This window comes from Rhodococcus sp. O3 (assembly GCF_048897285.1).
GTDB lineage: Bacteria > Actinomycetota > Actinomycetes > Mycobacteriales > Mycobacteriaceae > Rhodococcus.
Genome location: NZ_JBMBTE010000026.1, coordinates 40830 through 53177, shown reverse-complemented (window position 1 = coordinate 53177; position 12348 = coordinate 40830). Strand labels below are relative to the sequence as shown.

6 protein-coding genes and 1 pseudogene are annotated in these 12348 nt (G+C 68.0%); 4 read left to right on the top strand and 3 right to left on the bottom strand.

From position 1 onward, the window contains the following. Positions 1-341, bottom strand: a pseudogene (locus ACN675_RS10450) (hypothetical protein); the annotation flags it as partial. A 745-nt stretch (positions 342-1086) separates the two neighbouring features. Here ACN675_RS10450 and ACN675_RS10445 point away from each other — a divergent pair. After that, positions 1087-6564, top strand: coding sequence for a carboxyl transferase domain-containing protein (locus tag ACN675_RS10445; RefSeq protein WP_420750798.1), 5478 nt, complete (start codon positions 1087-1089; stop codon positions 6562-6564). 184 nt (positions 6565-6748) lie between these two features. Here ACN675_RS10445 and ACN675_RS10440 read toward each other — a convergent pair whose 3' ends face one another. Next, complete coding sequence (locus ACN675_RS10440) at positions 6749-7525, bottom strand: alpha/beta fold hydrolase (protein ID WP_420750794.1); 777 nt, start codon at positions 7523-7525, stop codon at positions 6749-6751. A gap of 763 nt (positions 7526-8288) precedes the next feature. Between ACN675_RS10440 and fabG the strand changes: the two genes are divergently transcribed. The 3 genes from fabG (at position 8289) to ACN675_RS10425 (ending at position 11542) form a co-directional block, all read left to right on the top strand. Next, positions 8289-9125: a 3-oxoacyl-ACP reductase FabG gene (gene fabG, locus ACN675_RS10435; protein ID WP_420750793.1), complete on the top strand. Its 837-nt coding sequence runs from the start codon at positions 8289-8291 to the stop codon at positions 9123-9125. Positions 9126-9168: 43 nt separating this feature from the next. Beyond that, a complete protein-coding gene (locus tag ACN675_RS10430) occupies positions 9169-11049 on the top strand; it encodes a 3-oxoacyl-ACP synthase III family protein (RefSeq protein WP_420750792.1) in 1881 nt (626 codons plus the stop codon). A gap of 133 nt (positions 11050-11182) precedes the next feature. Continuing rightward, positions 11183-11542: an excalibur calcium-binding domain-containing protein gene (locus ACN675_RS10425; protein WP_420750791.1), complete on the top strand. Its 360-nt coding sequence runs from the start codon at positions 11183-11185 to the stop codon at positions 11540-11542. Between the two features lie 89 nt (positions 11543-11631). On the opposite strand, the gene ACN675_RS10420 is transcribed toward ACN675_RS10425, so the two are convergent. Next, entirely contained in the window at positions 11632-12345 is a 714-nt protein-coding gene (locus ACN675_RS10420; RefSeq protein WP_420750790.1) for a maleylpyruvate isomerase family mycothiol-dependent enzyme, read from the bottom strand. Between the last annotated feature and the right edge of the window lie 3 nt (positions 12346-12348).

The window sequence follows — 12348 nt, the reverse complement described above, 5'->3', positions numbered from 1 at the left end:
CGCTTGTCGAGTTCGAGTGCGCGGTACTCGAACACGAGCCGCGTCGCACCGGGGCGCAGTTCCGCAGCGCGCGACGCGATGCGCGCGTGTTCGTCGGTGAGCCGGCGCAGGTCACCGAAGCCGTCGAGGGTGGGCAGGGGCCGGCCCGTGCGGCGTCGGACCGCGAGGATCTCGCGGGTTTGCTCGTCGAGGTACCCAGCAGCCAGACACAGGGCTGCGGCGTCGCTCAGCGGCGCGTGCCGGCCGTCGATGCGGCCGTGCTCGCACCACTCGCGTACCTGACGGTCGATGCGCTCGCGGCGCAGCGCGGGCGAGTCGAACATGTGCTCGTCGGACATCATTCAGGGCCTCCTCGCGGTGTCCGGACCCTTCCACTGTTCCAGAATCCGTGACGGTGCGACACGGACACCGCGCGCGAGGCACCGGGAACGGCCCGTCGACGTGCGCTCGTTTTGGAGACCGCCGGGTCGGATTACGTGAGATGGGTCACAGAAGTCAGGGATTTCGACCGATTTGCCGCGCTCTTTCTTGACAGATGGTTGAATTTGTCAAGTTGCCGACGGCATGTGGCGGCGATACCGGCGGGTAACCTCCCGATCGGCCTCGGCCGCGTGGTTACCCATCGGTGTTACCCCGGAGTACGTGCGTGACGCTCGCCACACCCCGCATGGTTGACCCTTCATCGAAAGCCCAATTCGCGCCCTGCGCAACGCTTTCCACCACACGAAGGGTGGATGCGCAAGACCCCTAGGGTGTCGATATCCAAAACGTGACAAACCCTCATGTTTGGTTCATGCTTGTTACCGGAAGGATTACCCGTGCGGGGACGGTCATCGACGACGATGGCCGAGTGTGGCGGGAAACCTGCCGCAGAGCCGTCCGCCGGGCCGGGGTCGACCCGGCACTTCGGACCCATGACCTGCCTTGCCCATCATGAGGAGTCGATCGATCACATGCACACGTCCGCGTTGTCAATTCGTGACATTGTCGGCGTTCTGATCGGTTAATTTGTCTTCCTCATCGGGGCGGAGTTTCGACGAGCGTCGCTACGAGCGCGCACAACCTTGGAGAACGGTGGCAACGAGTATGTTCAAGCGGATCGCAGTTGTTAACAGAGGTGAGGCGGCAGTCCGTCTCATCCGCGCAGTCCGGGAGCTCAACTCCGAGCACGACTACGACATCAAGACGATCGCGCTGCACACCGACGCCGAGCGGCGGGCCATGTTCGTCCGCCAGGCCGACGAAGGCGTCACCCTCCGGCCGTCCACCACGGCCGCGACGTCCTACCTCGACCACGCCGAGCTCGAGCGCGCCCTCATCGAAGCGAAGGCCGACGCCGTATGGGTCGGCTGGGGCTTCGTCGCCGAGGACCCCGCGTTCGCGGACCTGTGCGCCAAGCTGGGCATCACCTTCATCGGCCCGTCCGCCGAAGCCATGCGCCTGCTCGGCGACAAGGTCGAAGCCAAGATCCTCGCCGAGAAGGTCGGTGTGCCCGTCGCGCCGTGGTCCGGCGGTCCCGTCGAGAACCGCGCCGACGCCCGCCGGCACGCACAGGCCATCGGATACCCGCTGATCATCAAGGCCCGCTCCGGCGGTGGCGGTCGCGGCATCCGCAAGGTGTACGCGGAGGACGAGCTCGAACTCGCCCTCGAACGCACCCAGGGTGAGGCCGAGCGTTCGTTCGGCGACCCCGTCGTGTTCATCGAGCGTCTCGTCACCGACGCCCGCCACGTCGAGGTGCAGGTCATCGCCGACAACCACGGCAACGTGTGGGCACCCGGTGTGCGCGACTGCTCCATCCAGCGCAAGAACCAGAAGGTCATCGAGGAATCCGCGTCGCCGCTGCTCACCAAGGAGCAGTCCGATCACCTGCGCAAGGTGTCCGCGGACCTGGTGCGTGCCGCCGGATACAGCGGCGCCGGCACCGTCGAGTACCTGTACCAGCCCGACCTGAAGATCTTCACGTTCCTCGAGGTCAACACCCGCCTGCAGGTCGAGCACCCCATCACCGAGGCCACCACCGGCATCGACCTGGTGAAGCTGCAGATCCTCGTCGCCGCCGGCGAGGCCCTGCCCGGCGACTGCCCCACCGAGTTCGGGCACGCCGTCGAGGCCCGCCTCAACGCCGAGGACGCCGACAACGGCTTCGCTCCGGCGCCCGGCACCGTGCAGCTGCTGAAGTTCCCGCTCGGCTCCGGTCTGCGCGTCGACACCGGCATCGCCCAGGGCGACGTCATCCCGCCCGACTACGACTCGATGGTCGCCAAGATCATCGCGTGGGGCCGTGACCGCGACGAGGCCCTGGCCCGTCTGCGCACCGCGCTGCGCGAGACCACCGTCGTCCTCGACGGTGGCACCACCACCAAGTCGTTCCTGCTCGAACTGCTCGACCGCCCCGAGGTCATCGACGCCTCCGCCGACACCGGCTGGCTCGACCGCACCGGCGCCGGCACCGCCACCGGCCCCAGCCGGGTCGCGGACGTCGCGCTGATCTCCACCGCCATCGACGTGTACGACGCCGACGAGGCCCGCGAACGCTCCGCGTTCCTCACCTCCGCGCGCGGTGGCCGCCCCCGCGCCGGCCACACCGTCGGCCGCAAGATCGAGCTGAGCTACCAGGGTCAGGCCTACGAGCTGTTCGTCGGCCAGGTCGGCCCGCACCGCTACCGCGTCGAAACCGGCAGCGGCGAACTGGATGTCGACGTCGATCGTCTCGGCGAGTACGAATCGCGCGTGACGGTCGCCGGACGTCGCCACCACGTCGTCTCCATCGCCGGACCCGCACACTTCCTCGTCGAGGTCGACGGTGTCAGCCACCAGATCAGCCAGGACGAGGCCGGTGTCGTGCGCACGCCCGCACCCGCCGTCGTCGTCGCCGTGCCCGTCGCCGTCGGCGACGAGGTCGAGGCCGGCCAGACGCTCGTGGTGCTCGAGTCCATGAAGATGGAAACCGCCGTCCGCGCACCCTTCGCCGGCAAGGTCCGCGAAGTCCTCGCGGTCGTGAACTCGCAGGTCGACGCAGGCGCTCCGCTGCTGCGCGTCGACCAGGTCGCCGAGGAGACCGTCACCGCGGTCGTCGAGCGCGTCCAGTTCCCGACCCCCGCGCCCGCGATCACCGGTGACGCCGGTGCCGACGCCCTCGCGCGCATCGACGCCCTCGAGGCACTGATCACCGGCTACGACGTGTCCGCCAAGCGCACCGCGACCCTGCTGAGCGAGTACGACCGCCTGCGCACCGAAGCCGGCAAGCAGTGCGACCTGGTCCGCGCCGAACTGTCGCTGCTCACCACGTTCGCGGACGTGTGCGAGCTCTCGCGCAACCGGCCCACGCAGGACGAGGAGTCGGGCGACAACCGGGTGCACAGCCCCCGCGAGTACTTCCACGGCTACCTGCAGTCCCTCGATGTCGAGGTCGGCGGCCTGCCGGACAGCTTCCGCACCCGCCTGTCGCGCGCGCTGCGTCACTACGACGTCGATTCGCTCGACCGCACCGGCGAACTCGAGGAGGCCGTCTACCGGCTGTTCCTGGCGCAGCAGCGCATCGAGACCGCGGTGCCGGTGGTGTCGGCGCTGCTCGAGCGTTGGCTCGCGAACGTCGAGACCCCGCGCCTGTCGCACGAACTCAACGAGGTCCTGGACCGGTTGATCGTCGCCACCCAGGTGCGTTACCCGCTCATCGGCGACGCCGCCCGCAACCTGCGGTTCCGGTTCTTCGAGGAACCCGTCATCCGCAAGGCCCGCGAGCAGGTGTACGACGGCGTGCGCGGCAGCCTCGCGTACCTCGCCGACAACCCGCAGGCCGCCGACTACACGCAGCGCATCGAGGCCCTCGTCGCGACGCCCGAGCCGCTGATCGACCTGCTCGCGCAGCAGATCACCCGCCCGGAATCGGTGCCGGGACCGCTGCTCGAGGTGATCACCCGCCGCGCCTACAAGATCCGCACCCTCGAGGACGTGCAGTCCGACACGGTCGACGGCCGCCAGTTCGTCACCGGCAACTTCGACCTGCGCGGCACCCGCCTGTACCTCATCTCCGCCGAGGCACGGCATGCCGAGCTGTCGGCCGCGCTCGACTCCGTCGAGGCCGCCGCGAAGCCCCTGCCGAGCATCGAGAACCTCGTCGTCGACCTGTACGTGGCGTGGAACGACGCCCCGGCCGACGCCGACGCACAGGCCGAAGCGCTGCGCACCGAGCTGCTCGCCCGCCCGGTCACCGCCACGGCTCGCCGCGTCACGGTCACGGTGTGCCACACCGACACCGCCGAGGAGCACGTCTTCACGTTCCGCCCGTTCGCCAGCGGATACGCCGAAGAGCACAACATCCGCGACATCCACCCGCTGACCGGTCAGCGACTGGATCTGTGGCGGCTGAAGAACTTCGTCGGCACCCGCCTGCCCGCGAACCCTGACACGTACCTGTACCACCTCGTCGCCAACGAGAACCCGTCCGACGAGCGGTTCATCGCGCTCGCCGAGGTCCGCGACATCGCGCCGCAGCGTGACGAGACCGGTGCGATCGTGTCGCTGCCCGCGTTCGAGCGGGCGCTGGCCAGCTGCCTCGACGGCATGCGCCGGGCGCAGGCCGCCCGCGGCAACCGCCGCCTCGACTCGAACCGCGTGGTGCTGTTCGTGTGGCCGGTCGTCGAACTGACCCTCGACGAGCTCAAGCGCGTCGGGCAGGGTGCGGCGCCGATCACCGTCGGTGCCGGGCTCGAGGAGATCACCGTCATCGGCTGGCTGCGCGACAACCCGGAATCCCCGGCACGCGAGGTGGCGCTGCGGTTCTCGTACCGCTCCGGTGCCGGCGTCGTGGCCCGGGTGACCGAGCCGCCGAAGGAGCCGCTGCAGCCGCTCGACGAGTACACCCAGAAGGTCCAGCGCTCCCGGGCGCGCGGCACGGTGTACCCGTACGAGCTGGTTCCGCTGCTCACCAAGGGCAACGGCAGCTTCGTCGAATACGACTTCGACGCCTCCGGCGAGCTCGTACCGGTGGACCGCCCGTACGGCCGCAACACCGCGGGCCTGATCGTCGGCGTCGTCACCACCAAGACCGCGCGGTACCCCGAGGGCATGACCCGTGTCGCGCTGTTCGGCGACCCGACCAAGGCGCTCGGCACGGTCGCCGAGGCCGAGTGCTCCCGCATGGTCGCCGCGATTGACCTCGCCGAGAAGCTCGGCGCCCCGGTCGAATGGTTCGCCCTCTCCTCCGGCGCGACCATCTCGATGGACTCCGGCACCGAGAACATGGACTGGGTGTCGCGTGGCCTGCGCCGCATCATCACGTTCACGCAGAACGGCGGCGAGATCAACGTCGTCGTCACCGGCATCAACGTCGGCGCGCAGCCGTACTGGAACGCCGAAGCGACGATGCTCATGCACACCAAGGGCATCCTCGTGATGACCCCCGACAGCGCGATGGTGCTCACCGGTAAGCAGTCGCTCGACTACTCCGGTGGTGTCTCGGCCGAGGACAACTTCGGTATCGGTGGATACGACCGCGTCATGGGCCCGAACGGGCAGGCGCAGTACTGGGCACCGAACGTCTCGGCCGCCGTCGAGATCCTGTTCGGGCACTACGAGCACGCGTACCTCGCACCGGGAGAACGCTTCCCGCGCAAGGCCGAGTCGAACGACCCGATCGACCGCGACGTCCGGGTCTACCCGCACGTGCACCCGTCCAGCGACTTCACGACCGTCGGGGACATCTTCTCCTCGGAGACGAACCCGGATCGCAAGAAGCCGTTCGACATCCGCACGGTGATGCGCGCCGTCGTCGACCAGGACCACGCGGTGCTCGAGCGCTGGGCCGACATGGCCGACGCCGACACCTCCGTGGTGTTCGACGCCCACCTCGGTGGCCACGCGGTCACGGTCGTCGGCATCGAGTCCCGCGCGATCGCCCGCAAGGGCTGGTTCCCGACCGACGGACCGGACCAGTGGACGTCGGGCACGCTGTTCCCGAAGTCGTCGAAGAAGACGGCCCGCGCGATCAACGCGGCGAGCGGTAACCGGCCGCTGGTCGTGCTCGCGAACCTGTCGGGCTTCGACGGTTCCCCCGAGTCGCTGCGCAACCTGCAGCTCGAGAACGGCGCCGAAATCGGCCGAGCCATCGTCAACTTCGACGGCCCGATCGTGTTCGTCGTGGTCTCCCGCTACCACGGTGGCGCGTTCGTGGTGTTCTCCGGCGCACTGAACGAGAACATGGAAGTGCTCGCGGTCGAGGGCTCGTTCGCGTCGGTGCTCGGTGGCGCACCCGCCGCGGCGGTCGTGTTCACCCGCGACGTGAACAAGCGCACCGCGTCGGACCCCCGTGTCGTCGAACTCGAGGCTCAGCTCGCCGCCGCCGAGGACGGCGAGAAGGCCCGCCTCGGTGTCGAACTCGCGACGCTGCGCACCGCGGTGCGGTCGGAGAAGCTCGGTGAGGTGGCCGCCGAATTCGAGGCGATCCACAACATCCAGCGCGCCCAGGAGGTCGGTTCGGTGCACCGGATCGTGCCGGCAGCCGAACTGCGTCCGCAGATCATCGCCGCCATCGAACGAGGCATCGCCAAGACCCTCGCGTAACACGGCAGTAGCCGAAGGGCCCCGCACCTATGCAAGGTGCGGGGCCCTTCGGCGTCTCGTGCTGTGGGTCGTGGGTGTGGTTGTGGCCCGCGGTTTTTCCGAGCGAATGTACCGTTCGGCTCCCAGATCGACGGAATGTACCGTTCGCTCGGAAGGGGGCGGGGTTCGCTCGGGAGAACCGGGGTCAGTCGAGGGTGCGGATCCAGTCCGCGAGCACTCGTGCGACGTCGTGGGGAGCCTCGGGGATCAGCGCGTGCCCACAGCCCGGAATCAGGGCCGTGGTGACCTTCTCGGCGCCGAATTCGTCGACGAGTTCGCTGCGGGTCTCGGCGGGGCGGAAGACGTCCTCACCGGCCTGTACGTCCAGCAGCGGCGACGGAGCGACCGTCCACCACGATTCCTTGTCGGTTGCCGCCATCGCGGCACGCTGGGCCACGATCGCTTCGGGCCACCAGCCTCCCAGCCACTCGGACGGGTCGTGGCCGGGCGCGAAGAACACCGCGGCGAGTTCCTCCAGGCGTTCCTCGTCCGGCAGGGTCAGATCCGAGCATCGCGCGACGCGCGCGGTCAGCGAAGCGGGGAAACGCCGGGCGCCGGCGGCGAGGACGGCGACGCCGCGCACCAGATCGGGCCGGTCCGCCGCCAGAACGCGGGCGACGTAGTGGCCGAAGGCATGACCGGCCACCACAGCCGGTGCCGCGTCGAGGCGCTCGAGCACCTCGGCGACGTCCCGAGCGAGGTCGTGGAGGTCCAGGCCGTCCATCGGCCCCGTGCTCGCGCCGATGCCACGCGGCTGGGGACGCAGCACCCGAAAACCCGCTGAGGCGAGATCGCTTGCGACAGGATCGAAGTCGAGGGAATCGCGTCCGAGGGACGGCAGCAGGACGACGGTGGGACCGGCGCCGTCGACGAGCACCTCTATCCGGACGTCGCCGAATCGGACCGTGTGGTTGTCACCCATGTCCGTCACCCTAGTGGCCCCCGTGCGCTCCCCCGATCGTTCCTGCGGCACGGCGTGTCAAATCGGACGGATAGCGCGGGTGAGTGTGGCACCGTGCGCCAGATCAGGCCGCTGTGACCATGTTCACATCGAACGGGTCACTTCTTGAGGAGTCAACACGGACAAATGTTTCCGGGCCGTGACCTCGAACTATTGCTGCACCCAGTGCATTCCACACGCGGTTCACAGCTTCACCCACCACCGATGCACTCGAACGGCGTACTTCCGCTTGCACCAACGATTTTCAAACATACCGACCGAATGTTGCCCATTACCTTGATACTTCAACCTCGAAACTCGAGTACTCCAGTTCCCCTCGGCAGGTAAACAATTGGTGAAGTCCACTCGGACATGCCGTTGGCACGTACCCGCCGGTACATGCAGGACGCATGACCAGTTCGGTGCCGGAGATGGGCCCATCGATCATCGAAATTCATTCTCCACCATGCGTTTTCATGACTACCGTCGTGCTCGTAGGGCCCAAGGTCCTGACCGCGATACGGACATGACAAACCGCGAGGGATGTTGCAGGATCGCTGTTGTCAGCAACCACCCCCGCGAATGAGATTTCGATCCTTTCGGCCTACAGCGGCTTTCGCCGCAACCTCGGAAAGCAGCAGGGGCATCCGAGGTCAGGGGCCGGGGTGCCGGCCGAACCCGACGACGGTTCGCGCTCGCATCGACACACCTCGCGTCGAGGACGACCAGAGCAGGAGATCAAGAAATGACCAGCACCCTCGAACCGTCGACCACCACGGCCACCGCATCCGGTAACAAGCTCCGCGGACGCGTCGCATTCGTGACCGGCGGAACCCGCGGGATCGGTGCGGCTATCAGCCGCAGCCTCGCCGCCCAGGGTGCCACCGTGGCCGCGGGATACGGCCGCAACACCGAACAGGCAGCGCAGTTCCTCGACGTTCTCAACAGTGAGGCCGGGGAAGGCGCCAGCATGAGCGTGCACCAGGGCGACGTGTCCGACCCCGCCGAGTGCCGCCGCACCATCGACGAGGTGATCGAGCGCCACGGGCGTCTCGACATCCTGATCAACAACGCGGGCATCACGATCGACCGCACCGTCCCGAAGATGACCGACGACGACTGGAACACCGTCATCTCCGTGAACCTGTCCGGGGCCTTCTACCTCGCGCAGGCCGCGATGAAGCACATGCTCCCCCGCGGCACCGGGCGCATCGTCAACGTCTCGTCCGTCATCGGCGAGACCGGCAACATCGGCCAGGCGAACTACGCGGCGTCCAAGGCCGGGCTCTTCGGCCTCACCAAGACCCTCGCCCGCGAGGCGGCGTTCCACCTCGCCCGCGCCGGCAAGCTCAACGACGGTGGCATCGGCCTGACCATCAACACCGTCACCCCCGGCTTCGTCGCCACCGAAATGGTCGACGCCATCCCGGACAAGGTGCTCGACCAGATCAAGGAGAGCATCCCGGTCAAGCGCCTCGCCCACCCCGACGAGATCGCACGAGTCGTGCACTTCCTCGCCGCCGACGCCTCCTCTTACATCACCGGCCAGGTGTGGGGCGTCAACGGCGGCCTCGACATGTGATCTCCCCCAGTTCCAAACCTCTCCCGAACGGCAGATCGTCCACATGCAGCAATTCGAAGTGAATCGACACGGGCAAATCGTATTCCCGTGCAACTTCTTTCCCGACCTCGACTTCTCGACGATCACAAGTCTCGAGCAGCTCGATTCGATCATCCGGCGCGACTTCGACACGAAGGCGCCGACGGTCTCGGAGATCATCGCACGCAGCGAGCGGGGCGCCTACCGATCGAAGACCGACATCATGCGCGACATGGCGCTGAACGTGTACTGGGCGAATCGGTTCATCATCACGATGTTCGAGAAGCGTCCGATGCGATGGGGCGACGTCCCGCGCACCCGCGACGATCTCTACATGCCGGCGCTCACTCCGTGGCCCGGTAGCGAAGCTCGCGCCGCGGAGGTCGAGACCGCGTTCCGCGCCCTGCCCTCCGGGTCGGACGCCGCCGCCGAGGACCGCATCTTCGACGTCCTCTTCGACGTGTTCGCAGCGCGTAAGAACATCGCGACGGACCTTCCGACGGTCCAGCCGACCGTCGCGGAACTGCTGACGGATCCCGGCAACATGACGTTGCGGCTCGGCAGCTACGACCCGGACTTCCGTCGCTACAGCTACGACGAGATCCTCGACGTCAGCGAGGACGTCGCCGAGCTCGAGGCCCTGCACCGCTGGGCGATGGTGCTGCACAACCAGCAGCCGTGGGATCGCACCCAGGCCGAGCTCGTCGCGGTCGGCGACCTGAAGGACGACGACTACGTGGTGGTTCTCCATCCGCGTGATCGTCATGTCCAGCGCTTCATCGCCAAGGCACTGGCCGAGCCCGCGCCCGGGACGCTGCTCGCACCGGCGTCCCCGTACTCGGCGCAGGAGCCGGTTGCACCGGCGCGGCCGTTCCCGCCGATCGACGTGCGGCGCGACTTCGCAGTCCAGCCGCGGATCGAGGCGTTGTCGGCAGTGCACGGCGACACCGTCTGCACGAACGAGGACCTGATCCGCAATTCGGCCTACAGCTGGTCGCCGATGACGGCGGACGAGATCTCCGCGAAGACGGGGATCGAACAGCGCCGCTACACCTCGGGCAGTTTCGAGGAACTCGCGCTGAAGGCAGCGAAATCGGCACTCGCCCATGCGAATCGGGGTCCCGAGGAAATCGGCGGCGTCATCGTGTGCACGTGCACCAGCTCCCGGCCCATTCCGTCGCTGGCCACCTGGCTCTGCGGCGAACTGGGTATCGGCCAGACGCACGCGGCGTACGACCTGGTCGCGGCGTGCGCGGGCCTGCCGTACGGCCTCTCCGAGGCGACCCGCATCCTGCAGCAGGTCCAGCGACCGGTGCTCGTGGTGTGTGTCGAGAAGTTCTCGGACAAGGTTGGCAACGTCCGACCGTCGCGGATGATCTTCGGTGACGGCGCGGCTGCGATCGTCGTCGGCGTCGCGCCGGAAGGTACCGAAGCCGATATCGAGTACCTGCAGACGTTTGCCGGTGGCCCGGCCAGCGAGATCAACTCGATCATCTGGCCGAACCCGGACTTCGACAACGCCATCACGGTCTACGGACCGGAGGTCAAGTCGCTGGCCGGCAGGTACCTCGGGCAGATGCTCGACGAGCTGAAGGAACTCCCCGCGCCCGACGGACGGCAGGGCACGCTGCTCGACAACATCGACGTGGTTGTTCCGCATCAGGCCAACAAGACGATGGTGCTCGAACTGGCCGCCGCGTCCGGCCTGGCAGCCGACCGGCTGTACTTCAACATCGACAAGGTCGGCAACGCGTCGTCGGCGAGCATCCCGCTCGCGGTCGCCGACGCCGTCCGCGACGGTGTGATCACTGAGCCCGTCCGAGTGTTCGCGCCCGGCTTCGGTGCTGGAGCGGTCGCGGGATTCTCGGTCATGCGTATCGATCCGGCGGTCGTCGCGCCGGCCTGATACGCGACACGCGCGGAATTCGGGAGCCGCGCACGGCATCCGGGACTTCGTAACAACAGTTCCGGATGCCGCGATAGTCCGGTTCGGTCGGCCGATCGGCCGACCGAACCGTTTCCCGAAAGGAACAGCACGAATGAAGTTCCGCCGTATCGCGATTGCCGCGCTCGGCTGCGTTTCGCTCACCGTGGTCGCCCCCACGACCGCGAACGCGTTCAGTCTCACGGATCTGCTGCCGAAGGGTGTCGCCGACGCCTTCCCGAGCGGATCCGCGGGTCTGTTCGCCCCGCCCCCGCCGCCTGCTCCGGCTCCGGCACCGGCCGCTCCCCCGTCGCAGACCCAGCCTGCACCTCGATCCGCGCCGAGCACCGGCTACAAGAACTGCACCGAGGCGTGGAACGCCGGTGTCGCCCCGCTCTACCGTGGGGAGTCCGGCTACGCGCCGAAACTCGACGGCGACAGCGACGGCATCGCCTGCGAGAAGGACCCCCGCTAGGAACGATCGGGACCCCCCGGAAACGATGATGGGACCGTTCACCTGGTCTGAGCAGGTGAACGGTCCCATCACCGGTAGTAGGGCGGGCGTCAGAGCCAGCGGGGAGGAGTGACCTCTCCACCGGTGACACCGACCGCGCCACGGCCGGCGGCCCAGCGCACGACGCCGGCGAGAGTACCGCGCACGGTGTGTTCGACGGTTGCGTCCTCGCTCACCCGCAGCGGTTCGCGTCCGTCGACCTCGAGGGCGAGACCCGCGCCGAGGTCCTTCTTCCGCCACATACCGACGATGTCGTCGAGCAGCGAATCGAGAACCACCGCGGGGAAATCGCCGAAGCGGCCACCGTTGCCGAGGTCGACGGCGTGGATCCACACCTCACGGGTGCGCATCCAGGCGGTCTCCTCGGCCGGCACCGTCCGGCCCTGCGCGGTGCGGACCTGTGCCTGCCACGCCGATTCCGGAAGGTTGCGCCACTTCTCGTCCAACCGGGCGACGGTGTGCGCGAACAGGTTTCGCAATGCGGCCGGGTTGAGGGTCGCACCCTCGGCGATCTCCTGCGCCCGCTGCTCGGTCGACTCGTACATCGGCGTCTCGACACCCGTTGCGGCCCAATCCATCAGCCGGCAGAGCGCCGCGGCGTTGTAGCCCAGGTGCGCGACGAGGTGACGACGGGTCCACCCGTCGAGCAGGGTGGGGCCGTCGAGCTCTTCGTCGGTCAGTTCCGCGAGACGCTGCGACAGGTACGCGGTTCCGCGGCGTGCGATGAGCAGCCGCTCGGACAGTTCGAGATCGTTGAATCCCACGAT